Source organism: Nonomuraea sp. 3-1Str, assembly GCF_031570565.1.
Classification (GTDB): Bacteria; Actinomycetota; Actinomycetes; order Streptosporangiales; family Streptosporangiaceae; genus Nonomuraea.
Map to the genome: position 1 here is coordinate 1 of NZ_JALHBK010000050.1, position 24,618 is coordinate 24,618.

General features: G+C 73.1%; 21 protein-coding genes. 5 read left to right on the plus strand and 16 right to left on the minus strand.

What is annotated here, in order from left to right:
* The 5 genes from MTP10_RS40935 to MTP10_RS40955 all read right to left on the minus strand — a co-directional run.
* A partial coding sequence (locus MTP10_RS40935; protein WP_310717293.1) for a beta-ketoacyl-[acyl-carrier-protein] synthase family protein occupies positions 1–2,082 on the minus strand: 2,082 nt, incomplete at its 3' end.
* A 29-nt stretch (positions 2,083–2,111) separates the two neighbouring features.
* Positions 2,112–3,176: a glycine cleavage T C-terminal barrel domain-containing protein gene (locus tag MTP10_RS40940; protein ID WP_310717294.1), complete on the minus strand. Its 1,065-nt coding sequence runs from the start codon at positions 3,174–3,176 to the stop codon at positions 2,112–2,114.
* A gap of 2 nt (positions 3,177–3,178) precedes the next feature.
* Positions 3,179–3,664 carry a 3-hydroxyacyl-ACP dehydratase FabZ gene (gene fabZ / locus MTP10_RS40945; protein WP_310717295.1) on the minus strand — a complete coding sequence of 162 codons (486 nt, stop codon included), beginning with the start codon at positions 3,662–3,664 and terminating at the stop codon, positions 3,179–3,181.
* Positions 3,661–3,951: an acyl carrier protein gene (locus MTP10_RS40950; protein WP_175601782.1), complete on the minus strand. Its 291-nt coding sequence runs from the start codon at positions 3,949–3,951 to the stop codon at positions 3,661–3,663. Before MTP10_RS40950 ends, fabZ begins: the two co-directional genes overlap by 4 nt.
* A gap of 36 nt (positions 3,952–3,987) precedes the next feature.
* Positions 3,988–4,740, minus strand: coding sequence for a 3-oxoacyl-ACP reductase family protein (locus MTP10_RS40955; RefSeq protein ID WP_310717296.1), 753 nt, complete (start codon positions 4,738–4,740; stop codon positions 3,988–3,990).
* Between the two features lie 156 nt (positions 4,741–4,896).
* On the opposite strand from MTP10_RS40955, the gene MTP10_RS40960 reads away from it, so the two are divergent.
* Positions 4,897–6,564, plus strand: coding sequence for an FAD-dependent oxidoreductase (locus MTP10_RS40960; protein ID WP_310717297.1), 1,668 nt, complete (start codon positions 4,897–4,899; stop codon positions 6,562–6,564).
* A 106-nt stretch (positions 6,565–6,670) separates the two neighbouring features.
* Here MTP10_RS40960 and MTP10_RS40965 read toward each other — a convergent pair whose 3' ends face one another.
* Both MTP10_RS40965 and MTP10_RS40970 read right to left on the minus strand, forming a co-directional pair.
* Positions 6,671–8,137: a BTAD domain-containing putative transcriptional regulator gene (locus MTP10_RS40965; RefSeq protein ID WP_310717298.1), complete on the minus strand. Its 1,467-nt coding sequence runs from the start codon at positions 8,135–8,137 to the stop codon at positions 6,671–6,673.
* On the minus strand, positions 8,137–9,330 hold the full coding sequence (locus MTP10_RS40970; RefSeq protein WP_310717299.1) for a macrolide family glycosyltransferase: 1,194 nt from the start codon (positions 9,328–9,330) through the stop codon (positions 8,137–8,139). Before MTP10_RS40970 ends, MTP10_RS40965 begins: the two co-directional genes overlap by 1 nt.
* 171 nt (positions 9,331–9,501) lie before the next feature.
* On the opposite strand from MTP10_RS40970, the gene MTP10_RS40975 reads away from it, so the two are divergent.
* Positions 9,502–10,614, plus strand: coding sequence for a DegT/DnrJ/EryC1/StrS family aminotransferase (locus MTP10_RS40975; RefSeq protein ID WP_310717300.1), 1,113 nt, complete (start codon positions 9,502–9,504; stop codon positions 10,612–10,614).
* Positions 10,615–10,629: 15 nt separating this feature from the next.
* On the opposite strand, the gene MTP10_RS40980 is transcribed toward MTP10_RS40975, so the two are convergent.
* From MTP10_RS40980 to MTP10_RS40995, 4 genes are all read right to left on the minus strand, one after another.
* Positions 10,630–12,945 carry a M28 family peptidase gene (locus MTP10_RS40980; RefSeq protein ID WP_310717301.1) on the minus strand — a complete coding sequence of 772 codons (2,316 nt, stop codon included), beginning with the start codon at positions 12,943–12,945 and terminating at the stop codon, positions 10,630–10,632.
* Positions 12,946–13,047: 102 nt separating this feature from the next.
* Positions 13,048–13,647: a dTDP-4-dehydrorhamnose 3,5-epimerase family protein gene (locus MTP10_RS40985; RefSeq protein WP_310717302.1), complete on the minus strand. Its 600-nt coding sequence runs from the start codon at positions 13,645–13,647 to the stop codon at positions 13,048–13,050.
* Entirely contained in the window at positions 13,647–14,867 is a 1,221-nt protein-coding gene (locus tag MTP10_RS40990; protein ID WP_310717303.1) for a class I SAM-dependent methyltransferase, read from the minus strand. Before MTP10_RS40990 ends, MTP10_RS40985 begins: the two co-directional genes overlap by 1 nt.
* 28 nt (positions 14,868–14,895) lie before the next feature.
* Complete coding sequence (locus MTP10_RS40995; RefSeq protein ID WP_310717304.1) at positions 14,896–15,495, minus strand: DUF1707 domain-containing protein; 600 nt, start codon at positions 15,493–15,495, stop codon at positions 14,896–14,898.
* 200 nt (positions 15,496–15,695) lie between these two features.
* Here MTP10_RS40995 and MTP10_RS41000 point away from each other — a divergent pair, with 200 nt between their 5' ends.
* Entirely contained in the window at positions 15,696–17,117 is a 1,422-nt protein-coding gene (locus MTP10_RS41000; protein ID WP_310717312.1) for an NDP-hexose 2,3-dehydratase family protein, read from the plus strand.
* On the opposite strand, the gene MTP10_RS41005 is transcribed toward MTP10_RS41000, so the two are convergent.
* Entirely contained in the window at positions 17,098–17,934 is an 837-nt protein-coding gene (locus MTP10_RS41005; RefSeq protein WP_310717305.1) for a TIGR03621 family F420-dependent LLM class oxidoreductase, read from the minus strand. The two genes, MTP10_RS41000 and MTP10_RS41005, sit on opposite strands and share 20 nt — an antisense overlap.
* Positions 17,931–18,632: a 4'-phosphopantetheinyl transferase superfamily protein gene (locus MTP10_RS41010; RefSeq protein WP_310717306.1), complete on the minus strand. Its 702-nt coding sequence runs from the start codon at positions 18,630–18,632 to the stop codon at positions 17,931–17,933. Before MTP10_RS41010 ends, MTP10_RS41005 begins: the two co-directional genes overlap by 4 nt.
* A 281-nt stretch (positions 18,633–18,913) precedes the next feature.
* Between MTP10_RS41010 and MTP10_RS41015 the strand changes: the two genes are divergently transcribed.
* Entirely contained in the window at positions 18,914–19,873 is a 960-nt protein-coding gene (locus tag MTP10_RS41015) for an aldo/keto reductase (protein WP_310717307.1), read from the plus strand.
* On the opposite strand, the gene MTP10_RS41020 is transcribed toward MTP10_RS41015, so the two are convergent.
* The 3 genes from MTP10_RS41020 to MTP10_RS41030 form a co-directional block, all read right to left on the minus strand.
* Positions 19,849–20,475, minus strand: coding sequence for a response regulator transcription factor (locus MTP10_RS41020; protein ID WP_310717308.1), 627 nt, complete (start codon positions 20,473–20,475; stop codon positions 19,849–19,851). The two genes, MTP10_RS41015 and MTP10_RS41020, sit on opposite strands and share 25 nt — an antisense overlap.
* A gap of 19 nt (positions 20,476–20,494) precedes the next feature.
* Positions 20,495–21,136 carry a histidine kinase gene (locus MTP10_RS41025; protein WP_310717309.1) on the minus strand — a complete coding sequence of 214 codons (642 nt, stop codon included), beginning with the start codon at positions 21,134–21,136 and terminating at the stop codon, positions 20,495–20,497.
* A 529-nt stretch (positions 21,137–21,665) separates the two neighbouring features.
* A complete protein-coding gene (locus tag MTP10_RS41030) occupies positions 21,666–22,691 on the minus strand; it encodes a UbiA family prenyltransferase (RefSeq protein ID WP_310717310.1) in 1,026 nt (341 codons plus the stop codon).
* Positions 22,692–23,038: 347 nt separating this feature from the next.
* Between MTP10_RS41030 and MTP10_RS41035 the strand changes: the two genes are divergently transcribed.
* A partial coding sequence (locus tag MTP10_RS41035) for a 2-isopropylmalate synthase (protein WP_310717311.1) occupies positions 23,039–24,618 on the plus strand: 1,580 nt, incomplete at its 3' end.

Consider the following 24,618-nt stretch of genomic DNA (forward strand, 5'->3'; position numbering starts at 1 on the left):
GGGGATGAGGCGGGTGCGGAACAGCGCCAGCACCGCCGCGGCCTCCGCGCCGTCGTCCGCCGTCCCGTTCGCGGCGCCGACCACCAGCCCGGCACCCGGGCCGCCGTCCGTGCCCGCGGCCACGCCGGACGCGCCGGACGCGCCGGTGAGCTGGGCGATGCTGCGGGCCACCGAGCCGGCGTCGCCGCCGCTCACGTGCCCGGTCCCCAGCACCTTCGCGTACGGCGTGCCGCCCCGGGCGGCGCAGTGCTCGGCCGACTCGACGACGAACGCCACCGCCGCCGACCCCCGCACCGCCCCGCCGGAGCCCGCGTCGTACGGCGACGGCACCGGGCCGTCCCCGTCGAGACCCGGCAGGCCCGCGCCGGGGCTCTCGTCGGCCGCCACCACGAGCACCACCTCGGCCTTGCCCGACCGGATGAGCTCCAGCGCGCAGTCCAGCGCGATCGAGGCCGAGGCGCCGCCGTTGCAGATCGTGGTGGTCGGCCCGCGCAGTCCCAGGGTCTGGCAGACCGCGCCGCCGGTGGCGTTGAGCACGACGTTGGAGAAGCTGAGCACGGCCGGCTTGTTGGGGTTGACCGCGATGCTCTCGTCGAAGCCCCCGGTGCTCTCGGCCGAGCCGGCGCCGGTGGCGAAGATCAGGCCGACGTCGTCGAGCTCCTTGCGCGGCAGCTTGAGCCCGGCGTCCTCCCAGGCCAGCCGGGAGGCGGCGATGGCCAGGCGGGACAGGTGGTTCATGTGCCGCCACAGCGAGCGCGGCGCGAACGTCCGGCCCTCCAGCGACGGGGCCCGCCCGGCGCCCTGGCGGCCGGCCAGGATGGCCTCGGTCACCTCGGCGACGCCCGTGCCGGCTCCGGTGACGGGCCCGAGCCCGGTGATCACGGCCTCCCGGCGCGGCAGCTCCTCGTACGGGCGCGGCTCGCCGGGCCGGGTCAGCACGAGGGAGACGTTGTTGCCGCCGAACGCGTAGTTGTTGGACACGACGGTGCCGATCGGCATCGGCCTGGCCACGTTCGGCACGAAGTCGAGGTCGCCGGCCCGGCCCTGGCCGTCCTCGTCGAAGCCGATCGTCGGCGGGGCCACCGCGTGCCGCAGCGCGAGCACGCTCGCCACCGCCTCGACCGCGCCCGCCGCGCCGAGCGTGTGCCCGACGAACGACTTGATGCTGCTGGTCGGCACCTGACCGGCCCGCTCGCCGAAGACCAGGCGCATGACCTTGGCCTCCATGGCGTCGTTGGCCGGGGTGCCGGTGCCGTGCCCGCTGACGTAGTGGACGTCGTCCGGCGTGAGCCCGGCGTCGGCCAGGGCCCGCCGCACGGCGCTGGCGCCGCCGCGGCCGGTGGGGTCGGGCGCGGTCGCGTGGTAGGCGTCGGCCGACAGGCCGTAGCCGGCGACCTCGGCGAGCGGCACCGCGCCCCGGGCGAGCGCCAGGTCCAGCGGCTCCAGCAGCAGGAACGCGGCTCCCTCACCGAGGTTCAGGCCGTCGGAGTGGCTGTAGGGCCGGCACGGGCCGGTGCTGAGGGCCTGGAGCCCGGCGAAGCCCGCGTACGTGCCGAACAGCAGGGGGTCCACGCCGCCCGCGAGGACGGCGTCGGCCTCGCCGGTGAGGATCTTGTCCTTGGCCAGCCCGACGGCGTTGCCGCCGGCCGCGCAGGCGGTGGACACGAGGACGCGCGGCCCGCGCAGGCCGAGCCGCTCGGCGACCACGTCCTGGGTGCGGTGCATCGGCTGGTACCGGCCGGCCGCGTCGGGGGTGGCCTGGCACTTGCCGAGGATGATGCCGAACCGCTCGTCCCCCGCCTCGGAGGCCGTCAGGCCGGCCATCTCGACCGCCTGGCGGGCCGCGACGAGCGCGAGCCGGGCCGTCCGGTCGAGGGCGGCGTCGGAGTCGGGGAGCTGACCGGCGATCCACTCGTCGGGCACCTGGCCCGCGTGCCGGGCCGTGAACACGGCGAACGCCTCGTCCTCGACCGGCGTGAGTCCGCCCTGACCTGTGGTGAGCCGCTGCCAGAACTCGGCTGGGTCGCGGCCGGCCGCGCAGATGATGCCCAGGCCGGTGACGACGACGGGCCGCAGCGCCATGCTTGTTCCCTTCTCAGCGCACCTGCCGATCAGATGATCGGGATGCTCCAGCTCTTGGGCACGATGTACGGGCTGGTCAGCGTGGTGACCTCGGTGCCGCCGACGGTCAGCTCCAGCCCGGCGGCGGCCAGGTCCTGGTCCACCCGGGCGAGGCCGAGCGTGGTGCCGAGGCCGACGCTGTGGACGGCGTGGACGACCTCGCCGATGTCCTGCCCGTTCACCCAGACGCGGGTGCCGGCCGCGGGCACGCCCTCGCCGCCGGTGAAGCCGACGGTGCGCCGCCCGCCGCCCGACTCGAACGCCTCCAGCACCGCGTCACGGCCGAGGAACTCGTCCTTGGTGACGTCGACCAGCCAGTTGGCGCCGATCTCGATGACGGTGGCGCCCTCGGTGACCTCGTGGCGCGGGATGGGCTGGCGCACCTCCAGCATGGCCAGCTCCAGCGCCTCCTGCCCGGCGGCCTGGGCGTGCTCCAGCGCCTGGCCCCACAGGTCGGTGGCGTGCTCGATGGGCACGATCATCTGGTAGCCGTACTCGCCGGTGAAGCCGGTCCTGGCGAAGACGATGTCGGCGCCGTTCCAGGTGGTGTCCACGACCGACTCGAACGGCAGCGACGCCAGCTCGGCGTCGATGAGCCGGCCGACGACGCCCCAGGCGTACGGGCCCTCCAGCCCGAGGACGGTCAGGTCACCGGAGCGGTCGGTGATCTCGACACCCTCGTCGTTGTTCGCCCTGAGGTGCTCCAGCAGGCGCGCGCCGGCGCCGCAGGAGCTCTCCAGCAGGATGCCGTCCTCCCGGCCGAAGGCGAGGACCTGGTCCACGACCCCGCCCTCGGCGTCGAGGAGGAGGGACATCATGCAGCGGTCGGACGTCAGGTACTCGACGTCGCGGGCCAGCAGGCGCTGGGCGAAGGCGACCGCGTCGGGACCGGTGATCTCGATGAGGCCGTGGCCGCCCAGGTCGAGGACCGCGGCGCGCTCCCTGAGCACCTTGTACTCCTCCGCCAGGGAGGAGAAGCGCAGCGCGACGGTGGTGTCGCCCACCTCGCCGTAGACGGTCTCCTGCGGATGCGCGGACGCGAGGACGCTTGACATGTTCACACCTTTCGCACGGGACGTTGACGGGCCGGGTCGGCGATCGTCAGGTTTCCTTCGGCGGCGACCTGGCCGTCCACCCGGGCCGAGACCCGGTACTCGGCGAAGCCGGCGCCGCCGCCCGTCCGCTCGGCCGTCAGCATGAGCTGGTCGCCGGGGACGACGGGGCGCCGGAACCGCATCGACCTGACCCCCGCCAGGTAGCTGATCTCGCTGGCCCCGGCCAGGGCGAACACCACTCCCGCGAGCTGGGCCAGCGCCTCGGTGATCACGATGCCGGGGAGCACGGCCTCGCCCGGGAAGTGGCCCTGGAACCACAGCTCGGTGCCGGCGACGTTCTTGACGGCCGTGCCCTTGACGCCGGGCTCGACCTTGCCGACCCGGTCGAGCAGCAGCATCGGCCAGCGGTGCGGCAGGACGGCGCGCACCTGGTCGTGGGTCAGCCCGCTGACGGTCTCCCCCGCGGGCGGTGCCTCGGCGACCGTCATGCCGACGCCCGCAGCGCGGGGTTGACCTCTTCGGCCAGCCGCGACACCGAGCCGAAGACGGCCATCTCGCTGTCGTACAGGGCGACGCCGAACTCCGCCTCGATGGCCACGTACAGCTCCAGCACGTCGAGGCTGTCGAGCTCCAGGCCACGGCCGAACAGGGGCTGGTCGTCGGTGATCCAGTCGGGGTCGATCTCCAGGTCCAGCCGCGACACGATCATCTTCTTGATCTGGCTGCAGGTCTGCTGCCGCTCCGCGGCCCGCGCGCGCAGCTCGTCGATCGTCATCTGGTCCTCCTTGAACCGGGGGGAAGGGGGGACGGCTCAGCCGAGGCCGCCGCCGTGGGCGACCACCACGGAGCCGGACATGTACGACGCCTTGTCGGAGGCGAGGAAGCTCACGATCGACGCGATCTCCTCGGGCCGGCCCATCCGGCCGAGCATGATCCGCGACTCGTACTGCTTCTTGATGCCGGAGGGCACCTTGCGGGTCATGTCGGTCTCGACGAACCCGGGTGCGACGACGTTGGCCCGCACGCCGTGCGGCGCGGCCTCGTTGGACAGCGCGTGGGTGAAGGCGATGATCGCGCCCTTGGAGGCCACGTAGTTGGTCTGGCCGGGGAAGCCCCCGTCGAGCCCGCTGGAGGACGACAGGGTCACGATCGCCCCGCGGCGCTGGTGCTGCATGAGCTTGAGCGCCTCGCGGCAGGCGAGGAAAGTGCCGATGAGGTTGGTGTCCACGGGGGCTCGGAACTGGTCGAGGCTCATCGTGAGGAGGTAGCGGTCCAGGGTGATGCCGGCGCTCGTCACGAGGACGTCGAGTCGGCCGTGGTCGGTGCGCACGCCGCGGAAGAGCCGCCGTACGGACTCCTCGTCCGTCACGTCGGCCTGCACGGCGGTGGCGCTGCCGCCCTCCTCCTCGATCCGGGCGACGACCTCCTTGGCGTCGCTCTCGGAGCGGGAGTAGTTGACCACGACGTGGGCGCCCTCACGGGCCAGGTCCAGCGCGACGGCCCGGCCGATGCCGCGTGAGCCGCCCGTCACCACGGCCACGGAGCCCTGTGCGAAAAGCATCATCCGTCTCCAGGAATTGAGACAATCGCGGATCGGCTTATCCGGATCTTCAGTCAGTAAGCTACTAAGCGCTGACATCACGCCTGTATCACCCGGTTATCCGCGCATTGACCAGAACAATGGCGATGAATGACGCTGACAACCATGAAAATGATGGACGTGGAAGTGTTGATTGTCGGGGGCGGCCCGGTCGGCCTCTCCACGGCCATCGAGCTGTCCCGGCACGGAATATCGACGCTGCTCGTCGAAAAACATGAGGGCACGTCAATTTTTCCGAAGGCCCGCCTCGTCACCACCAGGACGATGGAGATCTTCCGCGCCTGGGGCATCCAGGAGGAGGTGGAGCGGGCCGGCATGCCGCGCGAGGAGTTCCTCGCGGTGGGCGTCGGCAGCTCCCTGACGGCGGACGACTTCGTCAGGTCCGCCGCCGCGCTGCGCCGCGACGCCCCGCAGAGCCCCACCTACATGTTCCTGTGCTCGCAGGACCTGCTGGAGGTCATCCTGCGCCGGCTGGCCGAGTCGCGGCCCGGCACCGAGGTCAGGTACGGCGCCGCCATGACGGGCTTCCGCGCGACGCCGGACGGCGTCGAGGCGGTCGTGTCGGAGGCGTCCGGCGAGACGCTCGTGCGCTGCTCGTACCTGGTGGCGGCGGACGGCAGCCGCAGCGGGATCCGCGAGGAGCTGGGCATCGCCACCGAGGGGCCGCCGCCGCTCGGCCACATGATCAGCATCATGTTCGAGGCCGACCTGGGCTTCCTGCCTCCGGAGCGGCGGGCCGCGCTGTCCTTCCTCACCGACCCGCCGTGCGCGGTGGAGGCCGTCGACCACCGGCGGCGCTGGATGGTGCAGACCGGCTACGAGCCCGAGGAGGGCGGCAGCCCGGACGACTTCACCGAGGACGTCTGCCTGGCCGCCGTGCGCGCCGCCGTCGGCGTGCCCGACCTGCCGGTCTCCATCCTGGGCGTGCTGCCCTGGCTCCAGCAGGCCAAGGTGGCGGCCTCGTTCCGCTCGGGGCGGGTGTTCCTCGCGGGTGACGCCGCGCACGTGGCCACCCCGCAGGGCGGTTTCGGGATGAACTGCGGCATCCAGGATGCCCACAACCTCGCCTGGAAGCTCGCCGCCGTCCTGCGCGGCGCCGCCGGCCCGGGCCTGCTCGACACCTACGCGCCCGAACGCCGTCCCGTCGGCGCCCGCACGGTGGACGAGAGCCTGCACAACGCGTTCATCACCTTCCAGATGATGGAGGGGCGGCTGTCGATGCGGGAGGCCATCGAGCAGCAGGCCGGGCGGCGCAGCTCGGAGGGGCTGGTGCTGGGCTTCCACTACGACTCGGCGGCCGTGGTCCCGGACGGGACGCCCGCCCCGGCGCCCGAGGACCCCTACCGCACGTACGTCCCCACGGCCCGGCCGGGCCACCGCGCTCCGCACGTCTGGCTGTCGAGCCCGTACGGCCCCGTCTCGACGCTCGATCTGCTGGGGCCGTGCTTCACGCTGCTGGCCACGGCGGACGCCGGCTGGCCGGCCGCCGCGTCGGAGGCGTCCTCGCGGGCGGGCGTGCCGGTCACGGCGGTGGAGGTCACCACCACGGACGCCTCCACCGGCCCCGTCCCGGTCCCCGCCGCCGAAGGTCAGGCGTCCGGCCCGGCCGAAGGTCGAGCGTCCGGCCCGTTCACCTCGCCGACGTGGGCCAAGGAGTACGGCCTGGAGGCCGGCGGCGCGGTCCTGGTGCGGCCCGACGGGCACGTCGGCTGGCGCTGCCCCGGCGGCCCGGCCTCCCCCGACACCCTGGCCACCGCCCTCGCCACCATCCTGGCCCGCACCCCCTGAGCCACCATCCTGGCATGCACCCCCGGACCGCCCCGAAACCGTACGGCGAAGGCGCGCCGCGGTCACGAGACCGTGGCGCGCCGCCGGGGACCGGCCCGATGGACCGTCAGCCGAAGCCGCTGCGCGCCGGACGGCGGGACTGGAGGCGGGCGGCGCCCAGCCGCAGCGACAAGGGGCTCCCGCAGGACGTGGCCACCAGCTCCGACACCGCCTGCGCCCCCACCGCCGTGTCCACCAGCAGGTCGGCCAGCTCCCGCGCCTCGTCCTCCGGCAGCGGCCGCAGGAACTCCCGGTGCGCCCCCTGCCGGGCCACCAGGTCGTCCAGCGGGTCCGTGCTGGTGATGACCACCCGGCAGTTGGCGCCCCCGGGCAGCAGCGCCCGCGCCTGGTCGCCGTCGCGGACGTCGTCCAGCACCACGAGCAGCCGCCGCCGCGCCGTGCAGCTGCGGTAGAGCGCGAGCTTCTCCGCGCGCCCGGCCGGGAGGTCGGCCCCCGCCACGCCGAGCGCCCGCAGGAAGCGGTCGAGCACCGCGTCCAGGCCACCGCCGTGCCCGTCACCCTCCGCGCCCACCTCGGCCATGTCGGCGTGGAGCTGCCCGTCGGGGAACCAGTCGATCCGGCTGTGCGCCCAGCGCAGCGCCAGCGTGCTCTTGCCCACCCCGGCCGGCCCGCTCAGCACCATCACGCCCGCCACCGCCACGCCCGGATCGGGCCGCAGGGCGGTGTTGAGCGCGTCCAGCTCCTCCTCGCGTCCCACGAACGGCAGCACCTGCGGCGGGAGCTGGCACGGCACGACGTGCCCCGGCGCCGGCCGCTGGGCGGGCGCCCGCATCAGCGCGGACTCGTCCCGCAGGATCTGCTCGTGCAGCCGCCGCAGCGCCGGGCCGGGCTCCAGGCCGATCTGCTCCAGCAGGTAGCGGCGCGTCTCCTGGTACGTGCGCAGCGCCTCGGCGCGGCGACCGGCGCGGTACTGCGCCAGCATGAGCTGGGCGCGCACCCGCTCACGGAACGGGGACTCGGCGACCAGGGCCAGCAGCTCGGGGATCACCTGGTGGTGACGCCCGAGCTCGATCTCCAGCTCCAGGCACGTCTCCAGCGCCTCCAGCCGCGACTCGGCCATCCGGGCCACGTCGTAGCGCAGCCCCCTGATGTCCTCGAACGGGGTGCCCTGCCACAGGGCGAGCGCCTCGCGCAGCACCTGGACGGCCTGCTCGCGCAGCCCGGCGGCGGCGTGGCCGCGCGCCTGCGCCACCAGCGCCTTGAACCTGACCCAGTCGATGCTGTCCGGGGCGGCCCGCAGCAGGTAGCCGGGGCTGGAGGTCTCGATCAGGCCCGCGCCGAGGGCCCGGCGCAGCCGGGACACGCAGATGGCGACCTGCCGCCAGGCGCTGCGCGGCGCCGAGCCGGCCCAGACGGCCTCGATCAGGCGCTCGACGCTCATCACGCGGTTGGCGTTCAGCAGCAGGCTGGCCAGGATGGCCAGCTCCCGGTTGGCGCTCATGGGCAGCTCGGCGCCGTCCTTCAGCACCGTGAGCGGCCCGAGCACCCGGAATTCGAACGACGGAGACCCCATCAGGCCATCACCTCCGCCAGACGGCCTTCGAGCAGGTCGGCGGCTCGCCCGGTGCCGCCGGCCCGCTCGATGTCGCGCCGCATGGCCTGCGCGCCGTGCCGTACGCGCTCGTCGCCCGCGACCGCGAGGACCGCCGCGACGAGCCCCTCGGGGGTGAGCGTGTCCGGGTCGAGGGCCCGGCCGAGGCCCAGCTCCTCGACGCGGCGCGCGGCCACCCGGTCGATGGGGGTGGCGGGGACGACGACCATGGGGCAGCCCCAGTGCAGGGCCTCCATGGCGGTGCCCAGGCCGCCGTGGGTGACCGCGACGGTGGCGTGCCGGAGCACGCTCACGTGCGAGACCCAGCGCCGGACCTCGATGGTGGGCGGCAGCGGCCCGAGGTAGCCGGGGTCCATGCCCGGAGGCAGGGTCACCACGCCGCGCCAGGGCAGCTCGGCGAAGGCCCGCACGCAGGTCCGGAACAGCTCCGGCCGGCCGGCGGCGACGGTGCCGAAGGTCAGCAGCGCGACCGGCAGCCCGTCGTCCGGCGGCTCCCACTCGGCGAGGAAGCCGCGCTCGCCCAGGCAGGGCCCGACGAACGCGAACCGCTCGTCGAAGGTGTCCCCGGCGGGCTGGAACGAGCGCGGCAGGCTGACCAGGTTGGAGTCCTGGACGTCCCACCACAGCTCGGCCGGGTCGGCCTCGACGCCGTGGTCGGAGGCCAGGGCCCGGGTCCTGGCCAGCATGCCGTCCACCCATCCGGGCAGGTCCGGGCCGGAGCGCTCGCCGGCGTAGACGGAGCCGAGGAAGGAGTAGTGCTCGTTGGAGGCGAAGATCGGGATGAGCTGCGTCGCCGGGATCCCGAGCTTCCTGGCCAGGAGGCGTCCGGCGTGCAGCACCGTCAGGTCGTAGACCACCAGGTCCGGGCGGTCGGTGAGCAGCCGGTCGGCCGCGTCGAGCATCGCCCGGCTCTCGTCGAGGAAGAGCGAGACGAGGGCCAGCGGGTCGCTCTCCAGCGCCCGCAGGTCGGCCCCCGCGTAGATCGAGTCGTAGCAGAGCAGGCCGGCGCCCGTCTCCTCCACCAGCGGCGCCATGCCGCCCCCCGTGAGGTACGTGACCCTGTGCCCTCTGCGAACCAATTCTGCGACCACGGCGAGACTGGGAATGACATGGCCGTGATCGGGCTGACACATGAAGAGATAATGCCGCGTCATGTGAATTCTCTCGGCTTGGTGCGCGTGAGGATTTCTCCACCGCAAAGCTAAAGGACCGCCGGCGAGCCGCGTCACCCCTAGACGCCCCCTCAACCGGCCCCCTTTTCTAGGGGTTCCACCGGTCTGGAGAAGGGTGTTTATCCTGGGCCGACCCTTGGAGGAGGACCGCCGATGCCCACCCGCGTCTGGGATTATCTGCCGGAATACGCATCCGAACGGGACGACATCATGGACGCGGTCGAGACCGTGTTCCGCTCGGGGCAGCTCGTCCTCGGTGAGAGCGTGCGCCGCTTCGAGGAGGAGTTCGCCGCCAGCCACGGCGCGCGCCACTGCGTGGGCGTGGACAACGGCACCAACGCCGTCAAGCTGGGGTTGCAGGCGCTCGGCGTGGGGCCCGGCGACGAGGTGGTGACGGTCTCCAACACCGCCGCGCCGACCGTGGTGGCCATCGACGCCGTCGGCGCGACGCCGGTCTTCGTGGACGTCGACGCCGGGACGTACCTGATGGACGTGTCGCGGGTGGAGGCGGCCGTCACGCCGCGCACGCGCTGCCTGCTGCCGGTCCACCTGTACGGGCAGTGCGTGGACATGGACCCGCTCCTCCAGCTGGCCGAGGAGCGCGGCCTGGCGGTGCTGGAAGACTGCGCGCAGGCGCACGGGGCGCTGCACCGCGGGCGGCACGCCGGCTCGATGGGCCGAGCGGCGGCCTTCTCCTTCTATCCGACGAAGGTGCTGGGCGCGTACGGCGACGGCGGGGCGACGATCACCTCCGACGAGGCGGTGGACGCGGCGCTGCGGCGGCTGCGCTACTACGGCATGGAGCGGACGTACTACGTCGTGGAGACGCCCGGCCACAACGCGCGGCTGGACGAGGTGCAGGCGGAGATCCTGCGCCGCAAGCTGCGCCGCCTCGGCCGCTACGTCGAGGACCGGCGGGCGGTGGCGGCCCGCTACGAGGAGGGCCTGGCGGACACCGGCCTGGTGCTGCCGGTCACCGCGCCGGGCAACGAGCACGTCTACTACGTGTACGTGGTCCGCCACCCGCGCCGCGACGAGATCATCGAGGCGCTGCGGGCGTACGACATCCACCTCAACATCAGCTATCCGTGGCCGGTGCACACCATGTCGGGCTTCGCCCACCTCGGCTACGGGCCGGGCAGCCTGCCGGTGACGGAGGAGCTGGCCGGGCAGATCTTCTCGCTGCCGATGTACCCGTCGCTGCCCCGGGGCGTCCAGGACAAGGTCATCGACGCCCTGCGCGAGGTCCTCCGGCGCTGGTCGTGATCGGAGGGCGTGTGATCAGAGGGTGTACGTCCGCGTGACGGCGACGAGGTCGCCGTCCTCGCGCGTGGCCGCCACCAGCCCCGGCGGCCTGGGGACGAAGCCGGGCACCGTGGACAGCCCGTCGGTCTCGCCGATCGCGGTGAGCCGGATCCGGCCACCACCCGGCACCCGGAGCGTGATCCGCGCCCCCGTCGCGGGGATCCCACGGAAGCGGACCTCGGCGGGCCAGGTGCCGGCTCGTGTGCCCGTGACGGGGACGGCCGCCGAGCCGGCCCCGCCGACGGACGCCGTGGCCTCGGTGATCGGCCGATCGACCCGCAGCGTCACGGAGCGCGCCCCGCGCCCGCCGGTCACACGCAGCCTGACCGTGTCCCCGTCGCGGCCCAGCACGGACACGCGAGGGCCGTCCGCCCTGATCGCGGGCGCGGCCCCGGTCCACAGGGTGCCCCGGGCATAGCCCGGCGGCAGCGCCGTGACGTCGCGCCCGGACACGTACCGTCTGGTCCAGTCCGCGGGCTCCTCATCGGCGCTGACCCATCGGGCAGTCCCTGTGCCGGCGTCCATGACGTACGCCAGGTGCGTGCGGCGCGGATGGTCGGCGTCGAACCCGTCCGCCGCCAGCCCGCAGCCCACCAGCGCCACGGCCAGCCCGGCGGCGGTCAGAGGCACGGCCACGGCAGCTCCGCGCGGCAGCCCGCGGGCGAGGTCGGGCAGGAACAGCTCCACGACCGGCAACGCCGTCATCCCGAACAGCGCCAGCGCCAGGGCGCCCGCCCCGCCGAGCGCGAGCCCCATCCCGTCGAAGGCGTTCCCGGCCAGAGCGGGCAGCAGCGCCGCGGCCGTCACCATCCCCAGGGTCACCGCGGCGACCCGCGTCCAGGCAGGCCCGGGGAGCAGGAGGGCCGCCAGCCCGCCGAGCGCGCAGAGCAGCGCGGGCAGCGTGAAGACGTAGGAGGCCCCGGGCGCCACCTGGGCGCACAGCAGGCCGAGCCCGGCCGGCCACGCCAGCGCCCCGACGGCCGACGCGGCGGGTCCCAGCCTGCGCCGCAGCGGCAGGTACCAGCCCAGCAACGCCAGGCCCGACAGCACCGCGACGGCCGCCTCGAACGCCTCCGGCCGGTGCAGCAGCCCGCCCATCCCGTCGTACGCCGGACGCCAGGTCACCAGCAGCTCCCACAGCGCCTGCGCCGCGAGCACCGACAGGATCGGCGGCGCGGCGGCCGACGCCGCGGCGCCGAGCAGTCGCGGCAGGCTGATCAGCCGCCTGCGGCGCGCCACCAGTGCCAGGGCCGCCACCGCGAGCACGCCGAGCACCGCCAGTGGCTGGACGAGCATGTCCGGGTACGTGATCATCGTCCCCAGCAGCCGGAAGTACGTGACGTCGTGGTCGGAGGCCAGCGTGGGCAGGTCGGCGGCGCCCAGCGCGTGGGCCAGCGCCAGCATGTTCGAGCCGTGGTGCTGCAGGCTGCCCCGGTCGAGGTTCTCGATGGAGTCGCCGGCGGTGTGGTAGTGCGAGGAGCCCTCGATGTAGGCGAAGTTCATGCCGGTGAACCCGGCCTTGGTCAGCGGGGTGAAGTCGGTGTTGTTCGGCAGCAGCCGGTACAGCTCGACCATCGACGAGTCGCCCCGCGGCCGCGGAGCGGCGTCGACGAACGTCTCGACCAGCCGGGCGTTGTCCCTGGAGGTCTCGAACATCAGCGAGGGGCCGCCGACCCCGCGGGCCTCCCAGTTGAGCAGGACTCCGCCCTTGCGGCCGAGGGGATGCTCCCGGACGAACGCCTCGGCGCCGAGCACGCCGTCCTCCTCGCCGTCCGACATCAGCAGCACCAGGTCGTTGCGGAGGCGTCCGCCCGCGCCCAGCGCGCGGACGGTCTCCAGCATCGCGGCGACCGCCGCGCCGTCGTCGGAGGCGCCGGGCCCCATGGCGGCGGAGTCGTAGTGGGCCGCCACCAGCACGGTCCCCGTGGGGTCCTGGCCGGGCAGGGTGGCCACGATGTTGCGCACCTGGCCGAACGTCGCCAGCCCGGCCGCCGATCGCGCCCCGACGGCGCGTTGGATCTCGACCTTGAGCCCCGCCGCGCGCAACTGCCCGGCCAGGTAGCTCCTGGCCCTGCCGCTCGCCGGGCCGCCGAGCGGGCGCGGCTCGGCGGCGAACCTCTCCAGGTGGGCCAGGGCCCGCGCGGCGCTGAACTCGCCGGGCGGCGCCGAGGCCGGCGACGGCTGCGTCGTGCTGCCCGTCATGGCGGTCAGCATGGCCACCGCGGCCAACGCGAGCACGGCGGCCAGCCCGGCCCGCACCCGTCGCGGGACGTCGAACAACTTTCCCATCATGGCGATGAACGGTAGGTCCGGCCGCCCCCGGCCGGAATGATGCGCACACCCGGACATACCTGTGGTTTTCCGCAGGTCACCGCGGGCGGGCGCCCGCTCCGGTCAGCGGGTGTACTCGGGGAGCAGTCCCCGCGCCGCCGCCTCACCGAGGGTGGGCGCCCGCCGGTCGCGCTCGGACAGCACCAGCGGCCCCAGCCCGGACGGCAGCCGCAGCCCGATCTCCTCGTCGAAGACCGACAGCGTCAGCTCGTGCTCCTTGCGGTACTCCCTGGACAGCAGGTAGCTGACCACCGAGCCGTCCTCCAGCGCGGCGAACGCGTGGCCGACCCCCGGCGGGACGTACACCGCGCGGGCGGTGTCGGCGGCCAGCTCGACCGCCTCCCACCGGGCGAACGTGGGCGAGCCCACGCGCAGGTCCACCACCATGTCGAGGACCCGGCCCGCCGCGCAGTAGACGTACTTGGCGGTGCCGGGCGGCACCAGCGTGTAGTGGACGCCGCGCACGACGCCGCGCCGCGACACGTTCCGGCTGACCTGCGCCACGGGGAAGAGCGGGCGCCCGACGGCGCCCGCGAAGACGTGCTCCTGGTACGGCGAGGCGAAGTCGCCCCGCTCGTCGTGGAAGACCTCGGGGACGAACTCGACCGCCCCCTCCACCGCGAGCCGCCGGTGCCTCATGCCGTTGCTCGTCAGGGCGCTCATCAGCCGCGGACCAGCCGGACCTCGGGCACGTAGAGGATCCACGTGCCGCCCGCCTCGCGGAACCCCTCCTCCTTGGCCATGATCTCCTCGGCGTGGTTCCACGCGAACAGCAGCGCGTAGTCGGGATAGGGGTCGGCGAACGCCTCGGGGCCGCGCACGGGGATGTGCGAGCCCGGCGTGAGCCTGCCCTGCTTGGCCGGGGTGGTGTCGGACACGAACGACACGAGGTCCGGGCCGATGCCGCAGTAGTTGAGCACGGTCGCGCTCTTCGCCGTGGCGCCGTAGCCGTACACGCGGGCGCCCTCGTCGCGCAGGCGGGTGAGCAGCGCCACGAGCCGGTCGCGGCTGTCGGCCACGCGGGCGGCGAAGGCCGTCAGTGTGGCGAGGTCGCTGACCCCGGCGGCGTCCTCGGCCGCGAGCAGCTCGGCCACGGCCGGGCTCGGCGTCCGTGCCCCCCGCCGGGCCAGCGTGTAGCGGACCTCGCCGCCGTGGACCGGCAGCCGCTCCACGTCGACCAGCTCGAAGCCGTGCCGCCGCGCCATGCCGCTCACCGAGCGGGCGGAGAAGAAGTAGAAGTGCTCGTCGTAGATCTGGTCGTAGGAGGCGCGCTCGACGATGTCGCCGAGGTAGGGGTCCTCGAAGACGAACACGCCGTCCGGCCGCAGCAGCGTGGCGACGCCGCCGAGGATCGAGTCCATGTACGGGATGTGGCACAGGGTGTTGGCCGCGTAGATCACATCGGCCGGCCCGTCCTCGGCCAGCACGGCGGCGGCCGTGGCGGCCTCGAAGAAGTCCTTGCGCACCCGCACGCCCTTGGCCGCGGCCAGGTCGGCGACCCCGCCGGACGGCTCCACGCCGAGGTGCCGCACCCCGGCCTCGGCCACGCGCTGGAGCATGGTGCCGTCATTGCAGCCCAGCTCGACGATGAAGGGGTCGTCGCCGGCCAGGTCGGTGGCGAGGAACCGCTCGGCGAGGCTCCAGAAGTGCTCGCGCATCACGGCGGAGCCGGAGGACAGGTAGGGGTATCCGTCGTGGAACATGCGCTCCCGGGGCACCTCCTCCAGGAGCTGCACCATGGAGCAGTCCTCGCAGACGCCCACGGCCAGCCGGAACACGTACTCCTCCCGCGGGTCTCCGGGGGCGACGAAGGCGTCCGAGACCGGCTGGCTGCCGAAGTCGGCGAACTGGTGGAGACGGCCCGAACAGATCCGGCACGCCATGCGTTCCTCCTCAGGTTGCGGACGGCCGTCACGTGGCCGGCCGGCGGTACCTCACCCAGACGTCTCCCGTCTGCACGTAGCCCGTGAGCCGTACGGTGACGCCGTCCGGCGCGAGGGGCGCCGGGGGGCGGTTGTGGACGGCGCCCATCCATCGCCGGACGACCTGCTCGTCACGGACCTGCCAGCCACGCGGGACCGCGACGACGATGTCGCCGAACCACGAGGTGATCTCCACGTCGAGATGGACCTCCGGGTGCGGGCACTCCGCGAGGGTGAAGTCGATCCGCACCGTGCCCCATCGGCCCGCCTTCGCGCTGATGTGCCGGGGCACCGCCCAGCGGCCCACCTGCGCGACCTTGCCGCTGCCCGTGTGGAGCTGGAGCTCGGCGGGCCCGGGTAAGCCCTGCGGCGGCGGGGCGGCGGTGACGACCGCGGGCAGCGAGCCGTCCCGCGGCAGGTCGGCCACGACCTCGTCGAGCTCCCCGAGCGTGCGCGCCCGGTAGGTCCGGTCGATGCGCTCGTTCAGCTCCTCCAGCGTGATCCGTCCCTCGCCGACCGCGACGCGGAGCGTCTCCGCCACCCGTTCGCGGTCCTGGTCACTGGCTCGCACGTCCCGATGATCGGTCATGGCGTCCACCCTAGAAGGCTACGAAGGGGCCGCCCACCGAAGAACCCCTATCCTGCCGGGGCTCCGGGGCCGTGCCCGCGCCTGGGGTGGGGGGCGGGGCGGGCAGGGGTTGAGCGGCGCCGCGGGGCATGACAGCTTCGGCCACGGACGGTTGGAACGGCCCGCCGTGACGGGACCGCCGTGGTGAGGAGCCTGCCATCATCGACGTTCACGACTGGCTCCAGGAGGTCGCCGGGCAGACCTCCATGGACGTGGCGCGGCTGCCGCTGGAGGAGCTGCCCGCCTGGCACGCGGACCCGGCGACGGGCAATCTGCGGCACGACAGCGGCGGCTTCTTCACCGTCGAGGGGCTCGACGTCCACCGCCCCGCGGGTCCGGTGCCGGCCTGGACGCAGCCCATCATCAACCAGCCCGAGACGGGCATCCTGGGCATCCTGCTCAAGCGAGTGGACGGGGTGCCGTACGCATTGATGCAGGCCAAGAACGAGCCGGGCAACCCCGACGGGCCGCAGGTGTCGCCGACGGTGCAGGCCACGCGGAGCAACTACACGCGGGTGCACCAGGGGCGGGCGGTGCCGTACCTGGACCTCTTCCGGGAGCCGCGCGGCCGGGTGCTCGCCGACACGCGCCAGTCGGAGCAGGGCGCGTGGTTCTACCGCAAGCGCAACCGCAACATGGTCGTGGAGGTCCCGGGGCACGTGGAGGCGGCCGAGGGGTTCCGCTGGCTGCCGCTGGCGCGGGTGTACGGGCTGCTGGGGGTGCCGGACCGGGTCAACATGGACGCCAGGACCGTGCTGTCCTGCCTGCCGCCCCAGCGGGTGGCGGAGGGCGCCGGACCGGCGGGCTTCGCCGGCGCGGTGGCGCGCTCCCGCGACGCCTCGCGCGGGGCCCGCCACGAGCTGGGCGAGATCCTGAGCTGGCTCAGCGGGCTGCGCTCCACGGCCGACGTCCGCGCCGCGCTCGTCCCGCTGGACCGGGTGCGCGGCTGGCGCCGCTCCGGCGGGCGCATCTCCCACGAGACGGGCCGGTTCTTCGACGTCATCGGGGTACGGGTGGAGGCGCGCGGCCGGGAGGTGGCCGGCTGGTCGCAGCCGATGCTCGCGCCGGTGGGCACGGGCCTGGTGGCGTTCCTGGTCAGGACGATCGGCGGCGTGGTCCACGCCCTGGTGCAGGCGCGCGTGGACCCGGGCTACACCGACGTGGTCGAGCTGGCGCCGACCGTGCAGTGCACGCCGGGCAACTACGACCACCTGCCGGCCGCCGCCCGTCCGCCGCTGGTGGACGTCGTGCTGGACGCCGTACGGGGCTCGTCGCGGGCCCGGCTCCGGTTCGACACCGTGCTGTCGGAGGAGGGCGGCCGGTTCTACCACGCGCGCAATCGCTACGTCGTGGCCGAGACGGACGAGGACCCGCTGCCGGGCCATCCGGGGTTCCGCTGGCTCGCGCTGCACCAGATCGACGAGCTGCTGCGGCACAGCTACTACCTCAACGTGGAGGCCCGCAGCCTGACGGCCTGCCTGCACGGCCTGGCGCACGGCCCCTCGTACGGGGTGCCCGGCGGGCGGCCGCCCGCGACGCCGTACGAGCCGCGCGTGCCGCTGCTCAGCGGAGGAGTTCGATGACCTTCCCGAAGTCGTCCATGGCCGGCTCCATCACCGTGACGTAGGTGAAGCCGAACGTCTTCTCGTGCCGGCGCACCTGCTCGGCGATGTCCTCCGGCGTGCCGGCGAACAGCGTCGGCACCTCCAGGAGCTGCTCGGTGGTCAGGTCGGGGGCGTAGCGCCGCAGGCTCTCCACCCCCGCCCGGCGGTCGCGGGTCAGCACCGTGGCCTTGGACAGCACGTTCAGCTCCAGATCGGCGGCGCGCGGCCCGGCCGCCTCCCGGGCGAAGACGACGCGGCGCGTCAGCTCGGCCGCGTCCACGAGCGCCGTCCTGCCGTACTCGGGGCGGAACGGCGCGCCGGTGAAGCTGACGATCTCGGCCCGCCGCGCGGCCAGGCGCAGCACGCGGTCGCCATGGCCGCCGATCATGAGCGGCGGCGTCCGGCCGCCCAGGAGCCCGTCCAGCTCGCCGACCAGCCGCTCCAGCGCCCGGACGCGGTGACCCGCGCCGAACGGCAGGCCGGCCGCCTCGAACTCCTCCCGCACGTACCCGGTGCCGAGCCCCAGCTCCAGCCGGCCGTCGATGAGCAGGTCCACGGTGGCCGCCTCCCGGGCGAGCAGCGCCGGCCGGTGGAAGGAGGCGTTGAGCACGTACGTGCCGATGACCGGCCGCTCGGTGACCTCGGCGGCGAGCAGGGCGGTGGGGAACGGCGCCATCAGGTTGAGATGGTCGGGCACGGCGATGACGTCGTAGCCGAGAGCCTCGGCGCGGCGGCACGTGGCCGTCCACCGGGCGCGCGTGCCGCCCTCACTGATGAGCACCACCCCGAACCTCATGACCGGGCCTCCACCCGGCGCGAGCCCGTCGCGGCGGCGGCCCGGGGGACGCCCACCACGGCGATGGCGGTGAGGAGAAGGCCGCGGCCGGCCGTCCAGCGCCCGGTGAAGCCGGTCAGCCGCTCCCCCTGCCAGCGCGGCCCCGACACCATGAGGTGCGCGGTGAACGTGCCGCGCAGCGGGTCCACGGTGACGGCGGCGTCCTGGAAGTCCAGCCACCGCCCGGCCAGCGGGAACCATGCCTTGTAGACCGACTCCTTGGTGCTGAACAGCAGGCGGTCCCAGGCGGTGCCCGGGTGCCGCTCGCCCAGCCGGCGCACCATGTCACGCTCCTTGGGCACCGAGACGGCCTCCAGAACGCCGGGCGGCAACGGGGCGTCCGGCTCGGCGTCGATGCCGATGAGCGCCGGGTACGCGCCGACGGCCGCCGCCCGGTAGCCGGCGCAGTGGGTGATGCTGCCGGTGATGCCGTGCGGCCAGCACGGCTCGCCATGGGAGCCGCTGAGCACGGGGACGGGGCGCAGCCCGAGCCGTTCCATGGCCTTGCGGGCGCAGTGGCGGCCGGTGGTGAACTCGCGGCGGCGCTTGTCCGCGGCCCGCCGCACCAGCTCGGCCTCCTCGGGAAAGAGGGCGGCCTCCGGTGGATCGTTGAAGGCGTCGAATGCCTTGACGGTCGCGGGCAGGATCTTCTCGATCACACGACCTCCTCACGCCCGTCAGCACGGAACATCCGCACAGTAGCTAATCCACCGATAACCCAAAAGGCCGACAAAACTCTTTATGGGGTCATGCTGGCAATTAGGGGGTTAATAGGGGGTGGGGCCGTTGCTTCTGCTTCAGCTTCCCCTACCATTGGGTAACACTGAAGCTCGCTAATCGACAGCCGCGCCTGGTCTCTCGCGCAAGACCGCATTCGCTGCCCGATTTCCCGGTCCCCGGTCGGAGCCGGTGATCGGGAAAGGCGCATGGAGGGATTTCGGTGCGTTACACGAGGCTGGGCCGGACGGGGCCGGTCATCTCTTCCATCGGGCTGGGCTCGCTGGCCCTCGCCGGGGCCTACGGCCCGGTGCACGAGGCCGAGGCCGACCGCCTGATCCGCAGGGCGCTCGACGCGGGGGTGACCTTCGTCGACACGTCAGCCTTCTACGCGGCGGGCCGGGCCGAGCGGCTCATCGGGCGGGCCGTCGCCGGGCGGAGGCACGAGGTGACGCTGTGCACGCGCGGCGGCGTGCGCGCCATGGAGGCGGACGGCCGGGTCTGCTACGACGACGGCTCCGACGCGCTGGAGCGCGACTGCGACGCCTCACTCCAACGGCTCGGCGTCGACCACATCGACCTGTACTACCTGCACTGCCGCGACGGCCGCGTGCCGGTCGAGGAGAGCATGGGCCGCCTGGCCGAGCTGGTGCGCGCCGGGAAGATCCGCTATGTCGGGCTGACCAACGGCACGCTGCGGCAGCTCCGCGAGGCCCACGCCGTCCACCCGGTCACCGCGCTGAGCGCCGAGTACTCCGTCTGGGGCCGGTACGCCGACCCCGCGCTGCTCGCCGCGGTGCGCGAGCTGGGCATCGCGCTGGTGGCGGCGCGCCCCCTGGGCCGGGGCTTCCTCACCGGCCGGATCAGGGTGGACGCCGGCTTCCAGCCGGGCGACTGGCGGCTCGGCGACCCGCGCTTCGGGCCGGGACGGGACGGGCACTGCACCGGTCTGCAGGCGCTGGAGGCCGTGGCCGCGCGGCTCGACCTGAGCGCCGGGCGGCTGGCGCTGGCCTGGCTGCTGGCGCAGGGTGAATACACCGTCCCGGTGCCGAGCACGCGCAGCCAGGTCCACCTGGAGATGAACCTGGCCGCCTGCGCGGTCGAGCTGCCGTCCGAGGTCCGCGACAAGCTGACCGGCGTCTTCGCCTCCGACGGGGATCAGTCGCCGTCGCCCCTGGTCTGAGGCATGATGAGCGACCCGGCGAGCGCCTTGTTGACCGCGTCGATGCGCGAGACCGCGTTCAGCTTCAGGAAGATGTTGCGCATGTGCCGCTTCACCGTCGCTTCGGCCAGCCCCAGGCGGCGGGCGATCTGGTTGTTGCTCAGCGCCTGCGCGGCGAGCTGGAGCACCTCCAGCTCCTTGTCCGACAGCACCCCGGCGGTCGGCGCCTCCACGTGGGCCAGGCTGCTCCGCGACACCGCGAGCACCAGCCTGGACTGGTCGTCGTACACGCTGCGCACGGCCGCGATCAGCTCGTCCCGGTGGACGCTCTTGTGCAGATAGCCCCGGATGCCGGCGGCGAGCAGCCGGGTGAGGAGCTGCGGCCCGTCGTACATGCTGAGGATGATGATCCGCGTCTCCGGCGACAGCCGCCGGATCCGCGCCACGGTCTCGGTGACCTCGTCCCCGGGGATCTCCACGTCGAGCAGCACGACGTCCGGCTCGGTCTCCTCGACCAGGGCGACCGCCGCGCCGGAGTCGCCGGCCTCGCCCACGACGTCCATGCCGCCGAAGGATTCGAGGATCTCGCGCAGGCCCTCCCTGAACAGCGTGTGATCGTCCACCAAGGCGACGGAGATGGGCTTAGGCGTCGTCCGGTCCACCGGCCTGTCCTCTGAGTGGGATGTACAGCTCGACGAGGCATCCGCCGCCGGGCTCACTGGAGACCGTCACCGTACCGCCGAGCAGCTCCGCGCGCTCGCGCATGGAGGTGAGTCCCACGCCGCCGCGCCGGCGCGCGTTCGCCGGGTCGAAGCCCCGCCCGTTGTCGCGGGCCGACGCGATGAGCTCGTGCGGGGCGATGTCCACGTTGAGCCGGATGATCGTCGGGTCGCCATGGGTGAGCGAGTTGCGCACGGTCTCGCGCAGGATGAGGAACGCCTCGTCGAGCACGTGCGGGTCCACCCACGACTCGTCCCCGTTGACGTCGAACGCGATGGAGATGGAGTCGTCGCCGACCGCCTCCAGGAAGTCCAGCAGCGACTTCTCCAGGTTCTTCACCGGGGTCTGCGGGTGCAGCTCGGAGGTCATCTGGCGCAGGTTCTCCATGGTCTCCTGGATGGCCTGCTGCACCACCACGATCTTGGCGGAGGCGCGGGCCGGGTCGGTCGCCCGGTACGCCTCCGACAGGGCGAGCTGCTGGTGGGCGACGCTCGTGCCGTGGCCGATGCGGTCGTGCAGCTCACGGGCGATGCGGCGGCGCTCCTCCTCCTGGGCCTCGTGCACCTGGTTCAGCAGGAACCCGTGGTAGCTGTCGGCGGCCTCGCGGATGCGGCGCGACAGGCTCGCCTCCAGACCGGTCGCGGCCAGTACGAATTCCTCGGCCGGCGAGACGCATTCAGCGGTGATACGACGGGTGAGGTGCGAAAGCGCTATCCCGAAGAAAAGTGAGCCCGCCTCAAGCGAAGTTTTCGGATGGGTGCCGCTGGCCGCCCGCGCGTTCCCGACCTCCCAGGCGTGGAATTTGGAAAGACTACTTATCTGTATCTTTCCAGCGCGTAGCGTAGCCGCTACGTCGTCGAGCACGTATCGGGCCGTGGAGACCGCCTGGCCCCTGGCGACCGGATCGGCGAAGAGAGCGTTTCCGCTGGTCCGGAGTGCGATTTCGAATTCCGTGAGAACTTCTTCGCGACAAGCTTCGACGAATCTCGCCGGATCCTCCGCCGCCCCGTGTGCCGCGTCCAAGGTCCACCCTCCGCCATGGGGAGTGCACGAGTGAGCCTAGCATCGCGCAGCGGGCACACTAATGCAACACTTATGGCCATATATTAGTCAGAAGAGGGGTAATGTGTAGTAGATGCTGCGTTAACATGAATGCCCGGTATGGGCGGCGTCGGGCACCACGACCGGCACCACCTGTACGCTTTCCGGGAGCAAGTGTTCCGGCCATCCTTCCGGTCACCGCTCCGGGCATCGTTCCGGCCACCGCGACGGCCGCGACCCCGGCCGCCATGACCGCCAGCACCGCCACCAGGGGCACCTCCAGGAGCACCACCGCGAGCCCGAACGCGGCCAGGACCACCAGCGCCGCCGCGATCATCACCTGCCGCGACCTCCGCTCGCCGATCAGCACCCCGAGCGTCCGCCGGCCCGCCGCCGTGTCCCCCGGGATGTCCGACAGGTCCTTGGCGGGCACGCCCACCAGCACCATCCAGCAGGTCGCCGCCGCGGCGAAGACCAGCAGCGACGGCGGCAGCTGCACCACCGCGACAGCCGAAACCGTCGCCGAGCCCGCCACGCCTTCATAGGTGGCCGAGCCCGCCACGACTGCTCCCCCCGCGTACGACAGCAGCCCCGACAGGCACAGGACCGCGACCGTGCCGCCGCAGCTGTCCTTCAGCGGCAGCGGTGGCCCCGAGTACAGGAATCCCAGCACGAGGTTGGCCGCGATGATCCACACCATCGGGTGCGGCAGGCCGGCCGTCGCCGCCAGCGACAGCGCGCCCGCCGCCGCGGCCACCACGGCCGCGACCCGCGGATCGAGGTCACCCCGCGCGATGGGCCGGCCGGACCCGTTGATGCGGTCCTCGGCCACGTCCGTGACGCCGTTGAACAGGTAGACGGCGAAGATCGACAGGACCCACGCGGTCGCGCCCTGCACGACCTTCAGAGGTTCGGGAGCCGGAACGGCGGGCAGTACGAGCGCCATCCCGGACAGGTAGCGCAGCGCCGACACGGCGAGCACTCCGGGGCGGGCCTCGGCGACGCACAGCAGGAGCACGCGAACGCCGGTGGGAAAGAGAAGGGGACGGGGGGCCGGAGGTGTCCAGGGAGCGGCCATAGCCCGGATTGTGACCTCAGGACCGGGCGGGGTTAAGGGAGTAATCCGAAAGGTGTAGGCCGGGATGCGCCTTTCGATACCCGGTCGTACTCCCCCTGGATATCCGCCCCTGAACTCCTGGTCCACCTTCTTGCCGGGCCCCCGACACCCCTATAGCTTCAGGGCCATCACACGAGATTATGACCGGCCCTTCTCCCCCAGCGGTACCGAACATTCACACCGTGGTATTCCGGAATTTGCACTCTAGCTCCGGGGCCGGCGAAAGCGGAAGACCCGCGACCACGCACCGCGACCATCCCGTTGCGATCCTCCTGGCGAAGCCGTGTTCCTGGAAAGGAAATCCGACGATGCAGGGTGCAGAACGCTATACCGGATTCACCCCCCTAGACCTCACCGACCGCACCTGGCCGAGCAGGCGCATCAGCTCGGCGCCGCGCTGGCTGTCCACCGACCTGCGCGACGGCAACCAGTCCCTGGCCCGCCCGATGAGCCCCGAGCGCAAGCTCATGATGTTCGACCTCCTCGTGTCCATGGGCTACAAGGAGATCGAGGTCGGCTTCCCGGTGGCCAGCCAGGACGACCACGACTTCGTCCGCCTGCTCATCGAGCAGGAGCACATCCCGGACGACGTACGGATCACCGTGCTCACCCAGGCCCGCGAGGAGCTGATCACGGCCACCCTCGACTGCCTCAGGGGCGCGCCCCGCGCCGTGATCCACATCTACAACGCGACGTCGCCGCAGTTCCGCCAGGTGGTGTTCGACCTCGACCGGGCCGGCTGCAAGGAGCTCGCGGTCCGGGCGACGCGGGTGATGATGGACCACGCCGAGCGCACCCTGCGCGACTGCGACCTCGGCTACCAGTACTCCCCCGAGCTGTTCAACGAGACCGAGCTGGACTTCTCGCTGGAGGTCTGCGAGGCCGTCATGGACGTCTGGCAGCCCGCCGCCGGCCGCGGCATCATCCTCAACTTCCCGACGACGGTCGAGCGGTCCCTGCCGAACGTCTTCGCCGACCAGATCGAGTGGCTCGGCCGGCACCTGTCGCGCCGCGAGCACGTGTGCCTGTCGGTCCACCCGCACAACGACCGCGGCACCGGCGTCGCCTCCGCCGAGCTCGCGCTGCTGGCCGGCGCCGAGCGGATCGAGGGCTGCCTGTTCGGCAACGGCGAGCGGGCCGGCAACGTCTGCCTGGTGACGCTCGGCATGAACCTGTACGCCCACGGCATCGACCCGGGCATCGACTTCTCCGACATCAACGCCGTCCGGCGCACCGTCGAGCTGTGCAACCAGCTCCCCGTCCACCCGCGCCACCCCTACGGCGGCGACCTGGTCTACACCGCCTTCTCCGGGTCGCACCAGGACGCCATCAACAAGGGCTTCGAGGACCGCGAGCGCCGCGCCGCCGAGGACGGCGTCACCGCCGCCGGCCTGCCCTGGCGGATGCCGTACCTGCCGGTGGACCCCGCCGACGTGGGCCGCACGTACGAGGCGGTCGTGCGGATCAACAGCCAGTCCGGCAAGGGCGGCGTCGCGTACGTGATGAGCGCCTGGCACGGCCTGCACCTGCCCCGCGGCCTGCAGGCCGACCTGGCGGCCCGCGTCCAGGCCACGGCCGAGGACGGCGGCGGCGAGCTGTCGCCGAGCCGCATCGGCGCGCTGTTCGAGGAGGAGTACCTGCACCGCGGCGACCCGGCCGAGCCGCTGCCGGCCGGCGGCGAGCCGGTGACGGCGACGCTGTACGTCGACGGCGGGTTCGAGATGAGCGGGCCGCGCGCGGACGCGGTGCGCACGATCGGGTCGGTGCTCGCCCCCGTCGGCCGCCCAGAACGCGGTCACGTCCACGCACGGCAACCGCCAGCCGACCCGTACGGGCGCCGGCCGGTCGGGCACGACCGTGATCTCGGCCACGCCCGGCGGTCCCGGGA